The sequence below is a fragment of the Brevundimonas vesicularis NBRC 12165 genome (assembly GCF_001592205.1).
In the GTDB taxonomy this organism is placed as follows: Bacteria; Pseudomonadota; Alphaproteobacteria; order Caulobacterales; family Caulobacteraceae; genus Brevundimonas; species Brevundimonas vesicularis.
On record NZ_BCWM01000007.1, the window covers coordinates 139,398 to 157,188 of the forward strand.

The 17,791-nt window shown below is 67.8% G+C and carries 15 protein-coding genes and 1 tRNA gene; 10 read left to right on the forward strand and 6 right to left on the reverse strand.

The window, feature by feature from the left end:
• Positions 1–20: 20 nt before the first annotated feature.
• Entirely contained in the window at positions 21–776 is a 756-nt protein-coding gene (locus BVE01S_RS17460) for an ATP-binding response regulator (protein ID WP_370667556.1), read from the forward strand.
• Here BVE01S_RS17460 and BVE01S_RS07400 read toward each other — a convergent pair.
• Positions 735–811: transfer RNA gene (locus BVE01S_RS07400), tRNA-Lys, on the reverse strand. The genes BVE01S_RS17460 and BVE01S_RS07400 overlap by 42 nt on opposite strands.
• An 88-nt stretch (positions 812–899) precedes the next feature.
• On the opposite strand from BVE01S_RS07400, the gene BVE01S_RS07405 reads away from it, so the two are divergent.
• The 4 genes from BVE01S_RS07405 to BVE01S_RS07420 all read left to right on the forward strand — a co-directional run bounded on the left by BVE01S_RS07405 (position 900) and on the right by BVE01S_RS07420 (position 8,395).
• Complete coding sequence (locus BVE01S_RS07405; RefSeq protein ID WP_218015920.1) at positions 900–1,988, forward strand: CaiB/BaiF CoA transferase family protein; 1,089 nt, start codon at positions 900–902, stop codon at positions 1,986–1,988.
• A 73-nt stretch (positions 1,989–2,061) separates the two neighbouring features.
• Positions 2,062–2,325, forward strand: a complete 264-nt coding sequence (locus tag BVE01S_RS07410; RefSeq protein WP_066626126.1) for a hypothetical protein — start codon at positions 2,062–2,064, stop codon at positions 2,323–2,325.
• Between the two features lie 44 nt (positions 2,326–2,369).
• The gene (locus BVE01S_RS07415; protein WP_066626127.1) at positions 2,370–4,160 is read left to right on the forward strand and encodes an autotransporter assembly complex protein TamA; all 1,791 of its coding nucleotides are present in this window, start codon (positions 2,370–2,372) and stop codon (positions 4,158–4,160) included.
• A complete protein-coding gene (locus tag BVE01S_RS07420; RefSeq protein ID WP_066626130.1) occupies positions 4,157–8,395 on the forward strand; it encodes a translocation/assembly module TamB domain-containing protein in 4,239 nt (1,412 codons plus the stop codon). The genes BVE01S_RS07415 and BVE01S_RS07420 overlap by 4 nt, the downstream gene beginning before the upstream one ends.
• Before the next feature lie 21 nt (positions 8,396–8,416).
• Here BVE01S_RS07420 and BVE01S_RS07425 read toward each other — a convergent pair whose 3' ends face one another.
• Both BVE01S_RS07425 and BVE01S_RS07430 read right to left on the reverse strand, forming a co-directional pair.
• Positions 8,417–8,758, reverse strand: coding sequence for an arsenate reductase family protein (locus BVE01S_RS07425; protein WP_066626132.1), 342 nt, complete (start codon positions 8,756–8,758; stop codon positions 8,417–8,419).
• A complete protein-coding gene (locus BVE01S_RS07430) occupies positions 8,758–9,300 on the reverse strand; it encodes a hypothetical protein (protein WP_066626136.1) in 543 nt (180 codons plus the stop codon). The genes BVE01S_RS07425 and BVE01S_RS07430 overlap by 1 nt, the downstream gene beginning before the upstream one ends.
• 96 nt (positions 9,301–9,396) lie before the next feature.
• Between BVE01S_RS07430 and BVE01S_RS07435 the strand changes: the two genes are divergently transcribed.
• Genes BVE01S_RS07435 through astB form a run of 4 tightly spaced genes read left to right on the forward strand, consistent with a single transcriptional unit; the run spans position 9,397 to position 14,399 of the window.
• A complete protein-coding gene (locus tag BVE01S_RS07435) occupies positions 9,397–10,647 on the forward strand; it encodes a hydrolase (protein WP_066626139.1) in 1,251 nt (416 codons plus the stop codon).
• Position 10,648: 1 nt separating this feature from the next.
• Positions 10,649–11,656 (forward strand): arginine N-succinyltransferase, encoded by a 1,008-nt coding sequence (locus tag BVE01S_RS07440; RefSeq protein WP_066626142.1) that lies wholly within the window; start codon positions 10,649–10,651, stop codon positions 11,654–11,656.
• Positions 11,653–13,068: a succinylglutamate-semialdehyde dehydrogenase gene (astD, locus tag BVE01S_RS07445; RefSeq protein WP_066626144.1), complete on the forward strand. Its 1,416-nt coding sequence runs from the start codon at positions 11,653–11,655 to the stop codon at positions 13,066–13,068. The genes BVE01S_RS07440 and astD overlap by 4 nt, the downstream gene beginning before the upstream one ends.
• Positions 13,065–14,399 carry an N-succinylarginine dihydrolase gene (gene astB / locus BVE01S_RS07450; RefSeq protein ID WP_066626146.1) on the forward strand — a complete coding sequence of 445 codons (1,335 nt, stop codon included), beginning with the start codon at positions 13,065–13,067 and terminating at the stop codon, positions 14,397–14,399. The genes astD and astB overlap by 4 nt, the downstream gene beginning before the upstream one ends.
• Positions 14,400–14,403: 4 nt before the next feature.
• On the opposite strand, the gene phhA is transcribed toward astB, so the two are convergent.
• Together phhA and hspQ are read right to left on the reverse strand one after the other, a co-directional pair.
• On the reverse strand, positions 14,404–15,279 hold the full coding sequence (gene phhA, locus BVE01S_RS07455) for a phenylalanine 4-monooxygenase (protein WP_066626204.1): 876 nt from the start codon (positions 15,277–15,279) through the stop codon (positions 14,404–14,406).
• 55 nt (positions 15,280–15,334) lie between these two features.
• Positions 15,335–15,643, reverse strand: a complete 309-nt coding sequence (gene hspQ / locus BVE01S_RS07460; protein ID WP_017504111.1) for a heat shock protein HspQ — start codon at positions 15,641–15,643, stop codon at positions 15,335–15,337.
• Between the two features lie 145 nt (positions 15,644–15,788).
• Here hspQ and BVE01S_RS07465 point away from each other — a divergent pair, with 145 nt between their 5' ends.
• On the forward strand, positions 15,789–16,889 hold the full coding sequence (locus BVE01S_RS07465) for a Ppx/GppA phosphatase family protein (RefSeq protein ID WP_066626148.1): 1,101 nt from the start codon (positions 15,789–15,791) through the stop codon (positions 16,887–16,889).
• Here the strand turns inward: BVE01S_RS07465 and BVE01S_RS07470 are convergent, their stop codons facing one another.
• Positions 16,890–17,765: a peptidylprolyl isomerase gene (locus BVE01S_RS07470; RefSeq protein WP_066626206.1), complete on the reverse strand. Its 876-nt coding sequence runs from the start codon at positions 17,763–17,765 to the stop codon at positions 16,890–16,892.
• Positions 17,766–17,791: the final 26 nt, after the last annotated feature.

A 17,791-nucleotide genomic window follows, 5' to 3' on the forward strand; every position in this document is an offset into this window, starting at 1 on the left:
TGACCGATACCGGCATCGGCATGAGCCCCCAGACACAGGCCCATCTGTTCGAGCGTTTCTCACAGGCGGATCGGTCGACGACCAGGCTCTATGGAGGCACCGGCTTGGGGCTGGCGATCTCGCGGCGGCTGGCGCGGGCGATGGACGGCGACATCGTCGTCACGAGCCAGCCCGGCCTGGGATCGACGTTCAAGGTGACCGTGCCCCTGCACATCGCCGAGGCCGGATTGGAAGCCGAAGGTCCGCGCCTCAGCGTCATGCCCGAGGGCCGCGTGTTGATCGCCGACGACGCACCGGCCAACCGCGAACTGATCAGCGTCATCCTTGTCGGCATGGGACTGGAGGTCGCTACCGCCAGCGATGGAGCCGAGGCGGTGCATGCGGTGCAGTCCGAAGTCTACGACCTCGTCCTGATGGATATGCAGATGCCGGTCATGGACGGCCTGACAGCCACGCGCGAGATTCGCCGGATTGAGCAGGGCGGCGGACGCCGACTGCCGATCATCGCCCTGTCCGCCAATGTTCAGCCGGACCAGATCCAGCTGTGCCGCGACGCCGGCATGGACGACCATCTGGCCAAGCCGCTGCAACTGCCTGCCCTAGTCGCCACCCTGTCAAAGTATCTCGACAAATCGAACGCTTCGATCGCGGCAGACGCGACTGCGCCTGGTCGTTTCGCGACCCACCGAAGGCAAGGCCCGGACAGCAAAAAGCCCGCCGAAGCGGGCTTTAAATGGTACGTCCTCTCGGGCTCGAACCGAGGACCCTCTGATTAAAAGTCAGATGCTCTAACCAACTGAGCTAAGGACGCACCGCGCGACGTCCGGGCTGGCCCGAACCGTCGAAGGGCGCCTTCTGTTGTAATCCGGCCTTCCGGTCAAGACCCGGTCTGCTACTCATTGGGCATGAAACCGTTAAATGGCGTCCGCATCATCGAATTCGACGGCTTGGGGCCGGTCACCTTCGCCGGAATGATGCTGGCGGACCTGGGGGCGGAGGTGGTGCGGCTGACGCGCGACGCCTCGGCCGGACCGGCGATCTTCGACGAGGTCGGAGGCGAGGTCCTGCACCGGGGAAGAGCGGCCGTTCCGGTCGATCTGAAATCACCGGCCGATCGCGAGCGCATCCTGCAACTGATCGATGGGGCCGACGCCGTGATCGAAGGCTTCCGGCCCGGCGTCATGGAGCGGCTGGGCTATGGCCCCGACGTGCTGCAGGCGCGAAAGCCCGCGCTGGTGTTCGGACGTGTGACCGGATGGGGCCAGACGGGGCCGCTGGCGAACGCGGTCGGGCATGATCTGAACTACATCGGCCTGTCTGGGGTGTTGCATGCCATGGGCGAGGCGGATCGTCCACCCTCCCCGCCGTTGAACCTAGTCGGCGATTATGGCGGCGGGGCCATGCTGTTGGTGGTAGGGGTGCTGGCCGCGCTGGTGGAGGCCAGGACAACGGGCAAGGGACGCGTGGTGGATGCAGCCATGACGGACGGGGCGGCTCTGCTGGGCGGTCTGTTCCAAGCCTTGCGGGGTCGGGGACTGTGGAGCGACCGGCGCGGATCCAACCTGCTGGACGGGGGGGCGCCCTTCTATCGTTGCTACGCCTGTCGTGACGGCGGGTTCGTGGCGGTGGCGGCGCTGGAGCCGCGTTTCTACGCCGCGCTGCTGGCCGGCTTGGAGATCGATCCGGCTGATGCGACTCAATACGACATCGCCGCCTGGCCGGCCCTGCAAGCGCGGTTTGCGGCCTTGTTCGCGAGCAGAGACCGCGACGACTGGAGCGCCCATTTCGCCGGGACGGAAGCCTGTGTCACGCCCGTGCTGAGCCTGGCCGAGGCGCCGGATCATCCGCACAATCAGGCGCGAGGAACATTCCACAGCGGCCTGCCGCAACCCGCGCCCCGTTTCGACGGCGTAGTTGCTGCGCCCTCCCCCAAGTCCGAACTGACCTTGGATCAAATGGTCACAAAATGGTCCGATCACGCAGGATGACCGACGCAGATTTCGGCGCTAAGGGAACAGCTTAGCGCGACAGGCGTTTGGTCGGCGGAGACCGGGGACTTTCATGACACGCTCGATTTTTGTCTTGGCCGCCGCCGCTAGCGTGCTCGCGCTGTCGGCCTGCGACGACCGTCCTTCGCGCTCTGACGACGACTATCGCGAGATGTCGGTCGAGCCGGCGCCTCCGCCGGTCAAGGAAGAAACTCCCCCGCCCGCGCCAGAGGTTCAGGATCCGACGCCCACGCCTCCGCCGTCGACGACGCTTCCGCCTGAGGAACGCACGTCTGAACAGTCGGTGCAGCCCGAAAGCGAGACGCTGTTCTACTGACGAACAGGTATGCCGGGGGGCGTCCTTTTGACGAAAGATCGAGTTTGACGTTCAGGCCTACCCTGCTGGTCGCCCTCGCGGCGTTTTCGGCCTGCGCCCATGCAGCGGCGGCGGAACCCCGCGCGCAGATCCGGGGCGACATGGACGGCGATCTGCGGCGGGCGCTGGAGCGGGCTGTGGGCGAGGTTGACGGCGCGCCGGCCAGCCGCTTCGAGGCCCGTCGTCGCGCCGAGAGCGCCGTGACCTCGGCGACCGCACTGCTGCGGTCCGAAGGCTACTATCAACCGGTCGTCGAAGACATCGTCGAGGGTGAGGAGACGCCGATCGCAGTGGTTTCGGTCGAACCGGGGCGCCGCTTCCTGCTGACAGATCCGATGATCCAGTGGGCCGACCCCGCGCCTGAGGCCGAGGCGGCGGACAAGGCCAAGACTGCGATCGCGCTGAAGGCGGGCGATCCAGGTAGAGCGGCAGACGTCATATCCGGCGAAGGTCGGGCCGTGGCGGCGCTGGTGCGTGACGGCTATGCCGACGCCAAGGCCAATCCGCGCCGTGTCGTGGTGGATCATGCGGCCTTCACCGTCGCGCCGGAGTATCGCATCGCCTCCGGCGCGCTGGTGCGTCTGGACGGCGTGCGCTTGACCAGCCAGGGCCGCACCAATCCAGCCTGGGTCGCAGGCCTGGCCCCGTGGAACGAGGGCGATCGCTACGATCCCGAGATGGTCGCGGAGCTGGAACGCCGGCTGCTGGACACCGGCGTCTATGACGGCGTCAGCGTCGCGCTGTCGCCGCTGGACCAGATTACCGCCGATGGTCATCGCCCCGTGGTGGTCAGCCTGCAAGACCGCCCCCGTCGCGTGCTGGAGGCCGGCGCCACCTGGTCGACGGCGGAGGGTGCGGGCGTGGACGTGATCCAGACCCGCTACAACCGCTTCGGCCGCGCCGACACCCTGAGGCTGGAAGCGCGGCTGGCAGACATCGACAGCCGGATCGGCGCCGATCTGTCTCTGCCCCACTGGCGTCGGCCCGGCCGGACGCTGAAGCTGGGCGCGGCAGTCGTCAACGAAGACACCGACGCCTATCTGCGCACCGCCGTGGTTCTGTACGCCGACCTGCAACAGCGGATCGGCAAGACCTCCTATTTCAACTACGGAATCGGGCTGGACGCCGGGCGCTACAGCGAGACCCGCTACGATTTCACCACCCTGCCCCCGCAGCGTGTGACCTTCGACCGTGATCTGGCCATCATCACCGCGCGGACCAGCGCCTACATCGACCGCTCCAATGATCCGCTGAACCCGACCAAGGGCTGGCGGGTCAATCTGGCGGTTCAGCCGACGGCGGTGACCGGCGAGAGCAACATCCTGTTCCTGCGCACCGAAACGCAAGGCACCGCCTATTTCCCCGTCGCGGGTGATCGCACCATCCTGGCCGGACGCATGAAGATCGGCTCCATCGTCGGCGGCAGCGAGCTGAACGTGCCGGCCGACCGTCTGTTCTACTCCGGCGGCGGCGGTTCGGTGCGGGGCTATTCGTACCAGAACGTCAATCCGCAACTGCCGGACGGAACGCCGCGGGGCGGTCTGTCGCTGTTCGAAACCTCGTTCGAGGTGCGCCAGTCGATCGGTCAGAGCTTCCAGGCCGTCGCTTTCGTCGACGCCGGCTCCGTGGGCTTTCAGGAGACGCCGAACCTGACCAACATGCGTTACGGCGCGGGTGTGGGCGTGCGCTACATGCTGCCGTTCGGACCGATCCGGGCGGATGTCGCCATGCCGCTCAACAAGCGTGACGGCGATTCCGCCTTCCAGATCTACATCAGCATCGGGCAGGCGTTTTGACCGATACACCGCCCGAAGCCACGCCTGAAGAAGCGACGACGCCGGCCAAGGCCGCGCGGCCCGCGAAGCCGCGTCGCGGGCTGATCAGACGCATCGCCCTGGGCGTGGGCGTCGTGCTGGCCGGACTGCTGGTGCTGATCGCCGCCGCCCTGGTCGGAGGGCGTTACTACATCGCCTCGGACGGCGGTCGCGACATGGTTCTGCAACGGCTTCAGGACCTGAAGATCAGCCGCTACGGCCGGCTGAAGGTCTATGGGCTGAAGGGCGATCTGCTCAGCGACTTCACCATCGACCGCATCACATTGGCCGACAGTCAGGGCATCTGGCTGGAGGCGAACAACCTCAGCATGGACTGGTCGTATCTGGCGCTGCTGGGCCGCAGTTTCCATGCGAACGACATCAAGGCCGAGACCATTCGCGTCCTGCGTCGGCCTGTGGTCGAGCCGCCCACCGGCGAACCGCCCAGCCCCCAGCCGATCTCGGTCCGCATCGACAAGTTCGCGGCCAATATCGAACTGATGGAAGGCTTCTCCAAAGAATACGGCCGCTGGAGCCTGTCCGGGAACGCCAGCCTGCCACGCGCCGGCGCCAAGAGCGCGACGGTCAACGCCGACAGCCTGAACCGACCGGGCGACTTCCTGCGTCTGGCGGCGACCTTCGGCGGCAAGCTGGAAGACACGCGCCTCAACCTGCGCGCCAATGAGGCTCAGGGCGGACCGCTGGCCGGGGCCTTGGGCTATTCGCCGGATCAGCCATTCTCGGCGGTTGCGGTTCTGAACGCCGATATCGTCAATGCGCGGGTCCAGACGGGACAGTTCGTCCCCCTAATCGTCCAGGGCCATTTCGGCGACAAGGGCTCTCGCGTCGCGGGCTTCGCCGACTTCAGCAACTCGGACCTTCTGTCGCCCTTCGTCACCAAGATCGGCCGCACCGCGCGGTTCGGCTTCGCCATGGTGCCGACGCCGGACAAGGCCAGTCAGGGCGTGGCGTGGAAGCTGATTTCCGACAATGTCCAGTCCGAAGCGCGCGGCCTGGTCCGCAACTCCGACCGCAGTTCGCCCGACGGAATCAGTCTGAATATTCAGACGGCCTCGCTGAGCCGACTGGTCGGGTCCGATGTGGCGGGACCAGCGGCCTATTCCGGTCTGTTCAAGGGCGACGCACAGACCTGGACGCTGGGCGGCCAGGTCACCCTGTTGAACGCCAATGTGGCCAGCTATCGCGCCACGCGCATCGCCGGACCGCTGAACGTCGCGGTCAAGAACGGCCGCATCGATCTTGACGGCGACATTCACGCCAACGGCGGATCAGGCGAAGGCATCATCGGCGGCCTCTTGGGTCCTGCCCCGCGGGTGCAGATGAAGGCGGCGCGGATGAAGGACGGCGCCATCCTGCTGACCAAAGTCGATCTGCAGGGCCAGGGCCTGACGCTGAATGGTTCGGGCTCGCGCAATCTGCTGGGCGGGATGAACTTCCGCGGCGAGGCGCAGTTGACCGACGCCAGGCGCGTGCTGCCCGACGCGCGCGGCGCCTTCGGCGGTCCGATCCGGGCCTCGTCGGCGCGGGCAGGCGCGCCATGGGTACTGAACTTCGACGGACGGGGCCGCAATCTGACTGTGGGTCTGGACGAACTGGATCGCCTGCTCGGCAAGACGCCGCGTCTGCAACTGGCCGGCAAGCTGAACGGCGGACGTATCGAGGTCGAGCGCGGCGAACTGACCGGCGCGGCCGGGCGCGCGGGGGTCAAGGGCATCATCGAAACCGCCGGCAAGCTGAGGCTGGCGCTGGACTGGAACGCGCGTGGCCCGTTCGCGGCCGGGCCGGTCGAGATCGGCGGCGACATGAACGGGCGCGGCGCCCTGACCGGCACACTGGCCCAGCCGCGCGTCGATCTGACCGCCGGCTTCCAGCAGGTCACGGCCGGCGCCCTGACGCTGAACAACGCCGATCTGACGCTGAGCTTCCGCAAGGGGGCAGATGCATCGGACGGCCGGATTTCGGTGGTCAGCGGCTCGAACTATGGTCCGGCGCGCGCCTCGGGCAACTTCTTCCTGGGCGGCAAGCGCATTCGGTTGAGCGATCTGGACGTGGACGCCGGCGGCGTGACGGCCAGGGGCGCCATCGCCCTGTCCGACAGCATTCCCTCCAGCGCGGACCTGACCTTCTCGGCGCGCGCCGGGGCCTTCCTGGCTTCGGGCGAAGCCAACGGACGGGTGCGGCTGACCGACGGCGGCGGATCGGACAGCGCCATTCTGGACGTCAGCGGCCGCAACGTCCGGCTGGCCGGTCAGAGCTGGATCATTCGCAATCTCGATTTGGACGGGCGCGGCACCCTCAACAACCTGCCCTTCACTCTGGCGCTGGACGTGGGCGGCCCAAACCCTGCCCAGTTCAACGGCACGGGCGTCTATTCGCGTCAGAACACGACGCACGGTCTGACGCTGCGCGGCGGCGGCCGGGTGCGCGAGGTGGCCTTCACAACCCGCAGTCCCGCCTCGATCACCCTGAACGGCGCCACGCGTACGGCGCATCTGGATCTGGGCGTGGGCGGCGGCGTGCTGCTGGCCGACCTGCGTCAGGATGCGCGCGGCGCCGCGATCCAGGCCGACCTGACGCGGGTCGATCTGGGCTCCATCTCGCCCGAACTGCGCGGCAGCGTGACCGGTCAGGTCGCCCTGCGCGGCGCCGGCAGCGATCTGTCGGGCACGGCCAATATTGCGCTCCAAAACGTCCGCAGCATCGATGCGCCGCGCGGCCTGGCCGTCGATGGGCGCGTGGACGCGACCCTGGCGGGCGACCGGCTGAGCATCAAGGCGACGGCGGTCGACGAGGGCGCGGTTCAGGCCTCGGCTGACGTCGTCCTGCCGGTCGAGGCCTCGGCCGCGCCGCTGCGCCTGGCCATCGCCCGGACGCGCGAAATGTCGGGCCGGGTGTCGATCAACGGGCAGATCCAGCCGATCTGGGACCTGTTCCTGGGCGGCGACCGCAGTCTGGCCGGTCAGGTGGCGGGTCAGGCGACGATCGGCGGGACGCTGAACGCACCGCGTCTGAACGGCCGGTTCGATCTGAGCCAAGGCTCCTATCGCGAGAACGCGGTCGGCCTGGCGCTCAGCGACCTGACGCTGCGGACCCGGTTCGACGACACAGCCGCCCAGATCGAGACCTTCACGGCCAATGACGGCAAGGGCGGCACGGTGTCCGGCCAGGGCCGCATCGGTCTGCGCCAAGGCTCCGGATCGAACGCGCAACTGATGCTGAACCGGTTCCGGGTCATCGACAACGATATCGCCGAGGCGCGCGCCTCGGGCCCGGTCACCATCGTGCGCGGCGCCGACGGCAATATCCAGCTGGGCGGCCGCATCGATATCGACGAGGCCAAGATCGAACCGGAACTGCCCGGCGCGACCGGCATCGTCTCGATGGATGTGGTTGAGATCAATCGTCCCGGCGGCGATCCGGAGGAGACCGAGCAGAAGGCGCGCGGTCCGCAGATCGGCATGGACATCGTCCTGCGTTCCAGCGGCGGCAAGGTGCGGGTCAACGGTCGCGGCCTGAACGTGATCCTGGACGTGAACGCCCGGGTGCGCGGCACCATCGCCCAGCCGCAATTGACCGGGACGGCCAATGTGGTGCGCGGCGATTATGAGTTCGCGGGCAAGCGGTTTGTGTTCGACGACACCGGTCGCGTCACCCTGTCGACCGATCCCAAGCAGATCCGTCTGAACCTGGCGGCGACGCGCGAGGACGCGGCCCTGACCGCCTCGATCAACGTCACCGGAACGGCCGCCGAACCCAAGATCGCCCTGACCTCCACCCCGTCCCTGCCCCAGGACGAAATCCTGTCGCAGGTGCTGTTCGGACGGTCGGCGTCGCAGTTGTCAGCCTTCGAGGCGGCGCAGTTGGCGGCCGGGGTCGCGGCCCTGGCGGGCGGCGGCGGGTTCGACGTGATCGGCAACCTGCGCGAACTGGCGGGTCTGGACCGGCTGTCGTTCGGCGGCGACGCGTCTGCGGTCACGGTTGCGGGCGGTCGCTACATCACCGACGACGTCTATCTGGAGGTCATCGGCGGCGGTCAGAATGGTGCGGCGGTCAAGGTCGAATGGCAGCCTCGGCGCAACGTCGCCATCGCCTCGCAGTTCGGCGGCCAGGGCCAGACCAGCCTGTCGATCCGCTGGCGTCACGAAAGCCGCGAGGCGGGCGACCGTCGTCCGAATCGGGGCGGCCGGAACCGCTAAGCCGCCCCGTCGGATCGGTCGCTAGAGAACCTCCAGCACCCGCTCCACGGGGCGGCCAATGACGGCGCCCTTGTCGGTCTCGACAATCGGACGTTCGATCAGGATCGGCTGAGCGATCGCTACGGCCAGGATGGCTTCGTCATCTGCGCCGGCGTCCAGCAGCGCCTTGGCGTCGGCCTCCTTCTTACGCAGCAGGCCGGACAGATTAAGGCCTGTTCTGGACGCCAATCGCTGCAGCGTCTCGGGATCCCATCCGGTCTTCATATATTCGACGACCGTCGGCTCGACGCCTTGCTCGCGCAGCAGGGCGAGGACGTTGCGCGACGTGCTGCATTTCGGATTATGGTAGAGGACGACCGACATCACGCCTCCTGCTTCAAGCGATGCAGCAGCATGGCGCCCTGCAGCGACGCGACATAGATCACGCCCGACACGATCATGGCGGGCCAAGTCGTCAGGTTGATCCAAAGCGGAAGGTCCGGCGACGGCAGGGTCCCAAGCAGCCGCATCCCCAGATTGGCCACCACGCTATAGGCGATCAGCGCCAGCATGATGATCGGGATGGCGCGCGTCATCATGCGCCACTGAACCACCGCCACGACGCCATAGAACAGGACGGAGAAGATCGCGCCCGAGGCGATGGCGAAGGGCCACATGACCTTCATCATCTCCTGCTGCATGGCCAACTGATCCGCCGACAGACCCATCTTGGCGTACTCCGCGCTCATCGCCGTCTCGAACCAGCCCGAGGTGAACATCCACCAGGTCGGGATCAGGCCGACGATCAGGGCGATGACCAGGCCGATCACCATCGAGCGTGCCGAACGCTGGGCCTCGGCCATGCCGCGCGGCAGCTTCAGCGGGTTCATGGCGCGGAGCCAGAGGTCGATCTTGTTGCGTTGCATTGGGGCCCTCGTTTCAAGCGGAACCTAGCGGTGATCGGCGATGACTTACAGGCCCCGACCTTCACCTTTGGGGTCGAGGCGTCTAGGGTCCGGCCGATGCGGATTCTGACCTCGGACCAGGCCGTCCTCGACCACGTCGCCGCGCGACGCGAGACGATCATCGGCCGCACCATCGACTGGGCGAACATCAACTCCGGCAGCCGCAACGCCGCCGGGCTGAATGCTGTGCTGGATGTTCTGGAAGCGGCGGCGGGCGCCCTGCCCGCCCGTGTCGAACGCCTCCCGACACAAGGTTCGACCACCGTCGCCGACGACGGGTCGGTGCGGACCGAGGCCCATGCCGACGCGCTGAAGATCACCGCCCGGCCGGATGCGCCCATCCAGGTCGTGCTGACCGGCCACTATGACACCGTCTTCCCCGCCGACAGCCGGTTCCAGACCGTCACTACGCGGGCCGACGGCGCCCTGAACGGGCCGGGCGTCGCCGACATGAAGGGCGGGATCAGCGTGCTTCTGGCCGCGCTGGAGGCGTTCGAAACCCATCCAGACAAACACGGCGTCGGGTGGACGGTGCTGCTGAGCCCCGACGAAGAAATCGGCTCGCCGGCGTCCGCTCCGCTGCTGGCCGAACTGGGTGCGCGCGGCCATGTCGGCCTGACCTACGAGCCGGCGCTGGCGGACGGCACACTGGCCGGCGCGCGCAAGGGCAGCGGCAACTATCATCTGATCGTGACGGGTCGCGCCGCCCACGCCGGCCGCGCCTTCGACGAAGGCCGCAATGCTGTGGCCGGGGCCGCCATCATCGCCGCCGCCCTGCACGGACTGAACGGTCAGCACGAGGGCGTCACCGTCAACGTCGCCAAGATTTCGGGCGGGGCCGCGCTGAACGTCGTCGCCGACAACGCCGTGGTGCGGTTCAACGTCCGGGTGCCGGACAAGGCCGCCGCCGACTGGATCGACGCATCCGTACGAGCCATCGCCGCAACACCGCCGTTCGAGGGCCTGACGCTGGATCTGCACGGCGGCTTCACCCGCGCGCCCAAACCGATGGACGCCGCCCAGACCGCCCTGTTCGAAGCGGTGAAAGAGGCGGGCGCCCTGTTGGGCCAGCCCATCGCCTGGAAACCGTCGGGCGGGGTGTGCGAGGGCAACAATCTGCACGCCGCCGGCCTGCCCAATATCGACACCCTGGGCGTCCGCGGCGGCGACATCCATTCAGATCAGGAGTTCGCCTGGCCCGACAGCTTCGTCGAGCGCGCCCAACTCAGCGCTCTGATCCTGTGCAAGATCGCGTCGGGAGAAATCGATGCGGCCAAACTGAAATCCCTGCGGATGGAAACCCTTTAGAATGCTCGTCGTCCGTCCCGCCGGCCCCGCCGATCTCGATCATCTGCTGGAACTAGCCATCCTGTCCGGCCCCGGCTTCACCAGCCTGCCTGAGGACCCCGACGCCCTGGCTGATCGGCTGGAGCTGAGCCAGGCGAGCTTCGAGGGTCGCGTGCCCTGGCAAGAGGCCTGGTACACGCTGATGCTGGAGGACGGCGACACGGGCGACATCGACGGCGTCGGCTCGGTCAAGGCGACGGTGGGGCTGAAGCGACCCTTCTTCTCGTTCCGCGTTGTCAACAACACCGTCCAGTCGCCCTCCCTGGGGGTGAAGCTGGATCATCAGACCCTGGTTCTGGTCAATGAGTGCACGGGTTGGACCGAGGTCGGTTCGCTGTTTCTGAAGGCGGATCGGAGAAAGGGCGGCGCGGGCCGTCTGCTCAGCCAGTCGCGATATATGCTGATCGGCGCACAGCCCGAGCTGTTCGCCGACAATGTACTGGCCGAGTTGCGCGGGGTCTTCACGCCCGACGGCGCCTGCCCGTTCTGGGACCATGTGGCGCACAAGTTCTTCCCGATGGAGTTCGACCACGCCGACCGGATGACCGGCTCGACGGATAAGCAGTTCATCCTGGACCTGGCGCCGCGCCACCCGATCTATACCGAGTTGCTGCCCGAACCGGCCCGCGCGGTGATCGGCAAGGTCCATCCGCAAGGCGTGCCGGCCATGGCGCTGCTGGAAAGCGAGGGCTTCCGGCCCAATGGTCTGGTCGACATCTTCGACGCCGGTCCGACCGTCGCCTGCGGCCGCGACAATATTCGGACCGTGCGCGACGCCCGGCGCCTGACGGCTCAGATCGTCGAGGGCGTCGAGGCAGAGTTGCCGGCCCTGATCTCAACCGACAGCGTCGCCGCCTTCCGCGCCGTCCGCGCCAAGGCCGACATCGATGGCGACGCCGTTCGCCTGAACGCCGAAACCGCCGCCGTGCTCAAGGTGCGCGGCGGAGACACTGTGCGAGTAAAGTCATGACCCGTTTCACCTCCACCGATCCCGCCACCGAAGCGAACAACTGGGAAGGCGAGGCCGCCAGCCCTGCCCAGGTCCAAGCCGCCGTCGACGCCGCCCGCACCGCCTTCCCCGCCTGGGCCGATGCGCCGCGCGCCGAACGAATCGACGCGGTGAAGCGCTATCAGGCCGTGCTGAAAGACCGCGCGCCGCAGATCGCCGAAGCCATCGCGCGCGAGACCGGCAAGCCGCTGTGGGAAACCAAGACCGAGGCCGCCGCCATGATCGGCAAGGTGGACATCTCGATCCGCGCCTATGACGAGCGCACCGGCGAACGGACCAGCGACACGGCGTTCGGCCGCGCGACCCTGCGGCACCGTCCGCACGGCGTGGCGGCGGTGCTTGGCCCGTTCAACTTCCCCGGCCATCTGCCGAACGGCCATATCGTCCCGGCCCTGCTGGCGGGCGACACGGTCGTCTTCAAGCCGTCGGAAGAAACGCCCCTGGTCGGTCAGGTGATGGCTGAGGCCTTCGCCGCCGCCGATCTGCCGACCGGCGTGGTCAATGTGCTCCAGGGCGGGCGCGAGACGGGCGCGGCCTTGCTGGACGCCGGCATCGACGCCCTGATGTTCACCGGCTCGGGTGCGGCGGGCGCGCATTTCCGCAGGAAGTTCGCTGACGATCCCCACGTCATCCTGGCGCTGGAGCTGGGCGGCAATAACCCGCTGGTCGTGTGGGATGCGGCGGATGCAGAGGCCGTCGCGGGCATCGCGGTTCAATCCGCCTTCATCACCACCGGCCAGCGTTGCTCGTGCGCGCGTCGCCTGATCGTGCCGGAAGGACCGCAAGGCGATGCGATCATCGAAGCCATCGCCGCCCTGTCCGACCGGCTGATCTTCGGCCCATGGGATAGCGATCCCGAACCATATGCCGGCCCGCTGATCTCGGCGCGCGCGGCCGAGGCGGCGCTGAAGGCGTTGCAGGAACGGATCGACAGCGGGGCCAAGGTCATCCGCGCGTCGGGGCCGGTCGCCAATCTGCCCGGCGCCTTCGTCAAGCCGGCCATTATCGACGTGACCGGGATCGACGTGCCGGACGAAGAGATGTTCGCTCCCTTCCTTTCAGTGACGCGCGTCGGGTCGTTCGAGGCGGCGATCCAGGCGGCGAACGCGACCCGCTACGGCCTGTCCGCCGGTCTGGTCAGCGATGATCCGAAGAACTGGGACCACTTCATCCGCCGCATCCGCGCCGGCGTGGTCAACTTCAACCGGCCGACCACCGGCGCCGCCGGCGACATGCCCTTCGGCGGCCTGGGAGCCAGCGGCAACCACCGGCCCAGCGCCTATTACGCTGCTGACTATTGCGCCTATCCGGTCGCTAGTTTCGAGGCCGACGCCGTCGCCAACATCGAAGGCGAGATCAAGGGATTGCGATGATCAGCGCTGTCGAGGCCAACGCCGATGGTCTGATCGGGCCGACCCATTCCTACGCCGGTTTGTCGCCCGGCAATCTGGCCTCCAGCCTGAACAAGGGCGAGGCGTCCAATCCCCGCGCGGCCGTGCTTCAGGGCCTCGACAAGATGAAGACCCTGGCGGACCTGGGCCTGCCCCAGTTCGTCCTGCCGCCGCATGAGCGACCGAATATCCCCTTCCTACGGACCCTGGGTTTCACCGGCTCGGACGCCCAGGTTCTGGAGCGGGCATGGCGGAGCGCGCCTTCGTTCGCCGCCGCCGCCTGTTCGGCCTCGCCCATGTGGGCCGCCAACGCCGCGACCGTGACGCCCAGCGCCGACGCCGCCGACGGCCGGGTGCATTTCACGCCGGCCAATCTGCACACCAATCTGCACCGCAGCCTGGAGCACCGGCAAACGAAGCGCGCCTTGGACGCCCTGTTTCCCGACGCCAGCCGGTTCGCCGTCCATGACGCCCTGCCCGCGGTCGCGCACCTGGCCGACGAAGGCGCCGCAAACCACGTTCGCCTGTGCGCCGAGCATGGTGGTCGCGGCGTCAATCTGCTGGTCTGGGGTCGCGAGGCGTTCGAGCCTTGGGATGGCCTCTTCCCCGCCCGTCAGACGCGCGAAGCGTCGGAAGCCATCGTCCGACGACACGAAGCCGGACGGCCGGTCCTCGCCCAGCAATCCCGCGCCGCCATCGCCGGCGGCACCTTCCACAACGACGTCGTCTGCGTCGGGGCGCTGGACACTCTGTTCTTCCACGAGTTGGCGTTCGAGGACACGGCCGCGACCCAGGCCGCCATTCGCCGCGCGGCCGATGGCCTGTTCGAGCCGATCTTCGTCGAGGTCTCGGCCGCCGATCTGCCGCTGGCCGACGCGATCTCGAGCTATCTGTTCAACTCCATGCTGATCCAGGTTCCGGGCGAGGATCGCCTGACCCTGATCTGCCCGACCGAGACCTGCGGCAACCCACGCAGCCATGCGGTGGCGCAAGCGCTGGCCGCCTCCAACGGTCCGATCGGCCGGGTCCATTACGTCGACGTGCGCCAATCGATGCGCAACGGCGGCGGACCGGCCTGCCTGCGCTTGCGTGTCGTGCTGACCGAAGCCGAGCTGGCGGCGACGAACCTGGCCATGCGCCTGACCGACGATCTGCATGCGCGTCTGTCGGACTGGGCCGGGCGCTGGTACCGCGACGAACTGCGCCCCGCCGATCTGGCCGACCCTGACCTCCTGGTCGAAAGCCGCAGCGCGCTGGACGAATTGACGACGATCCTGGGGCTGGGCGGCGACTTCTACCCGTTCCAGCGCTGATCGATCAGGCCGCGAACCGCCCGCCGCGCTGGGCATAGGCCTGGGTGCCGCGGGTGAAGACCTGGTCGGTCGGCAGGACGGTTTCGATGGCGAGGTCGTCCTTGCCTTTCAGCGCTGCATAGACCGGGCCGAAGTCCTTGAGCGTCTCGTCCTTCAGAGCTTCCAGGCTGTCGATGACGAAATAGACCTGCTGGAAGTCGTCGATCCTGTACAGTGTCCGCATCACCCGCTCCAGGTCGAAACCCAGGCGGTTGGGCGACGGATCGTCCAGAGCAAAGACGCTCTCCGTCGCCGAGGAGACGATGCCGGCGCCGTAGATGCGAAGGCCGTCCGCCTCTTTCATCAGACCAAACTCGACCGTGTACCAGTACAGGCGCGCCAGGTTCTGCAGCATCCCAAGGCCCGCCGCCCGCTGTCCGCCCTTGCCATAGGCCTCCATGTAGGCGGCGAAATCGGGGTCGGTCAGCATCGGCACGTGGCCGAAGACGTCGTGGAAGATGTCGGGTTCCTGGAGGTAATCCAGCTGGTCCGGCTTGCGGATAAACTGACCCGAGACGAAGCGGCGATTGGCCAAGTGATCGAAGAAGACCTCGTCCGGCACCAGGCCCGGCACGCAGACGACCGTCCAGCCGGTCAGGGCCTGGAGCTTGGGATTGATCACGTCGAAGTCGGGAATGCCGCCAGCGTTCAGATCGAGCGCGTCCAGTCCCCGCATGAAGGCGTCGCAGGCGCGACCCGGCAGGATCTTCATCTGCCGGGCGTAAAGCGTGTCCCAGGTCTGGTGCTCGACCTCGGTATAGGCGGCCCAGTTCTGGGGAATGGTCCAGTCGGCGGCCGCGCCCTCGGGCGGCTTTTCGAAGACGTGTTCGAAGTCGGACATGGCGTATTCCTCTTTTGCCGCCATCCTAGCCCGGAGCCGCCATGGCTTCCAACCGTCAGTGCAGACGTTCATCCAGCGGTGCGTGGTGGCCCATGCCGTCGGTGGTGAACCACCGCTCGGCGTCGTCGGGCAGCAGCACGGAATCGCCGTCTTCCAAAGCGCCTTCGGCGGCGTAGGCGACAAAGCCGCCGTCCTCGCCCAAGGCGAAGACGCGGTAGAAGGGCTGGTCCGGCCTGACCAGGCCGCTTTCACCTGCCGGTCCCTCATAGGCGTGATCGACGTCCATCACGACGCCGCGAAAGGCGTCGTCGCGGTGGCGGACAATCTGGCCGATGGCGAAACGTGCGGTCTGAATGCGGGTCATCGCACTTCATACGATTCAGCGCATGACCCCAATGCCTGCCGGTCTGTTCATCTTCCTGACAGAATGGCTTGGCGCGGACGATCCTGGCGGGTTAGGCTAACCAGGACGGGCGCCGCTTTGGACCGCCCACAACGGATGACGGCCCATGCCGGAGACCCACGGCGCGCCCCGACGGCGCGACGAGCGGTCCCAGCCTTCCCGTTCGCGGGATGCGTCAGGTCGAGATGCGCCGCTGTATGGGGCGCTCGATCTGGGGACCAACAATTGCCGGCTGCTGATCGCGCGGCCGTCACGCGAAGGCTTTCGCGTGGTCGACAGTTTCAGCCGCATCGTGCGGCTGGGCGAAGGGCTGTCGCGGACGGGCCTTTTGGACCCGCGCGCCATGGACCGGGCGTATGACGCCCTGGCCCTGTGCGCCGAGCGGATCGTGCGCAAGGGCGTCGATTCGGCGCGACTGAGCGCCGTCGCCACCCAGGCCTGCCGCGCGGCCGAGAACGGCGCCGACTTCATAGACCGGGTACGCAAGGGCACGGGTCTGCGTTTGCGGATCATCGATCCCGCCGAGGAGGCGCGGCTGGCGGTCGAGGGATGCCTGAATCTGATCGACCCCAAGGCCGAGGCTGTGCTGGTCATCGATGTCGGCGGCGGCTCGACCGAGATGTCGTGGCTGAAACGCAGCGGAAGCGACTGGACGACCGCCGCCTGGATGTCGGCGCCGGTGGGGGTCGTGACCTTGGCCGAGCGGCATCCCGAGCCGCCGAACTCCGGCGAGGCCTGGTACGAGGCGATGGTCGCCGACATGGGCGCGGCCATTGCAGCGGGCGGGATCATCGACGACCCGATGCTGGAGCTGTTCCGGCAGAACCGGGCGCATCTGGTCGGCACCTCGGGCGCAATCACCAGCCTGGCGGGCATCCACCTGAACCTGCCGCGCTACAATCGCGACCGGGTCGATGGCTTGTGGATGACGCGCGCCGACTGCGAGGCGGCGGCGGATCAGCTGAAGGCGCTGGGGCCGGACGGCCGTGCGCGCGAGGCCTGCATCGGTCCCGATCGGGCGGACCTCGTTTTGGCGGGCGCCGCGATCCTGGAGGCGGTCCAAAGGGCTTGGCCGTCGCAACGGGTGCGGGTCGCGGATCGAGGCCTGCGCGAAGGCCTGCTGCTTCAACGGATGCGCGAAGACAAGAAGCCGCCGAGGGGACGGCGTCGTCGGCGCGGACGAGGGCGGCCGGCCTCCGCCGCCTGATCAGGCGGCGGGCGTGACGCGCACCGGCAGTTCGATATCGCAGACCGAGAAATCCGCGCCACGCGCCTGACGCGCCTGCTGCGCCAGGGTCTGGAAGGTGGCGGAGTTGGTGTTCAGGACGACCGCCGTCGGACGTTCGGCTTCGGGCAGATCCGACGCCACGCGGACGCGGGTCATCTGATCCGGTCCCTGCACCAAGCCATCCGGCGTGTCGCTGGCCTTCAGCGATCGCACGACGTCCAGACCGGACACGACCCGACCCCAGACGGTGTAGCGCTTGTCCAGCGCCGGATAGGCCTGACGCATCAGGAAGAACTGGCTGTTGGCAGTGTCATTGCCCTCGTCACGCGCCATGCCCGCGACGCCCGGGCAATACAGGGCCCAACCGTGGACCTTCTTGTCGCTGGTGCCGGACATCAGGGCGTCAGGCTGGGTCTGGACCGGGATGGAATCGACGAAACCGACTAGGGCCCCCATCGGGGCCGCGACCGGGGTGAAGGCCATGTCGGCGCCACGGCGGAAGGTGAACTCGGCCTTCAGGTCGGGATACCAACTCTGCCCCTCGCCCGTGCCCAGCGGATCGCCGGTCTGGGCCATGAACCAGTCGATCACCCGGTGCCAGACCAGGTTGTCGAAGAAGCCGCGCGACGCCAGCAGCTTGATGCGTTCGACATGGGCGGGCGCGATCTCGGGCGCCAGTTCGACCAGAACCCGCCCCTTGTTGGTGTCGATGACCAGCAGGTTCTCGGGCGCGATGGTCCTCCATTCACCGGGCGGCGGCGGAGGCGCGGGAACGGCGGTCGCGTCTTGCGCCAGGGCGGCCCCCGCCGTCACGGCCAGCACGGCCGCCGCCATCGCCATGGTTCGTATCGTCATCATCCCCTCCCCCGTTTGCGAAAGCC

Bases quoted from the DNA above. Each gene is read 5' to 3' on its own strand.
- BVE01S_RS17460 (WP_370667556.1), top strand. From the start codon at position 21: ATGAGCCCCCAGACACAGGCCCATCTGTTCGAGCGTTTCTCACAGGCG.
- BVE01S_RS07410 (WP_066626126.1), top strand. From the start codon at position 2,062: ATGACACGCTCGATTTTTGTCTTGGCCGCCGCCGCTAGCGTGCTCGCG.
- BVE01S_RS07425 (WP_066626132.1), bottom strand. From the start codon at position 8,758: ATGTCGGTCGTCCTCTACCATAATCCGAAATGCAGCACGTCGCGCAAC.
- BVE01S_RS07430 (WP_066626136.1), bottom strand. From the start codon at position 9,300: ATGCAACGCAACAAGATCGACCTCTGGCTCCGCGCCATGAACCCGCTG.
- BVE01S_RS07435 (WP_066626139.1), top strand. From the start codon at position 9,397: ATGCGGATTCTGACCTCGGACCAGGCCGTCCTCGACCACGTCGCCGCG.
- BVE01S_RS07440 (WP_066626142.1), top strand. From the start codon at position 10,649: ATGCTCGTCGTCCGTCCCGCCGGCCCCGCCGATCTCGATCATCTGCTG.
- astD (WP_066626144.1), top strand. From the start codon at position 11,653: ATGACCCGTTTCACCTCCACCGATCCCGCCACCGAAGCGAACAACTGG.
- astB (WP_066626146.1), top strand. From the start codon at position 13,065: ATGATCAGCGCTGTCGAGGCCAACGCCGATGGTCTGATCGGGCCGACC.
- phhA (WP_066626204.1), bottom strand. From the start codon at position 15,279: ATGTCCGACTTCGAACACGTCTTCGAAAAGCCGCCCGAGGGCGCGGCC.
- hspQ (WP_017504111.1), bottom strand. From the start codon at position 15,643: ATGACCCGCATTCAGACCGCACGTTTCGCCATCGGCCAGATTGTCCGC.
- BVE01S_RS07465 (WP_066626148.1), top strand. From the start codon at position 15,789: ATGCCGGAGACCCACGGCGCGCCCCGACGGCGCGACGAGCGGTCCCAG.
- BVE01S_RS07470 (WP_066626206.1), bottom strand. From the start codon at position 17,765: ATGACGATACGAACCATGGCGATGGCGGCGGCCGTGCTGGCCGTGACG.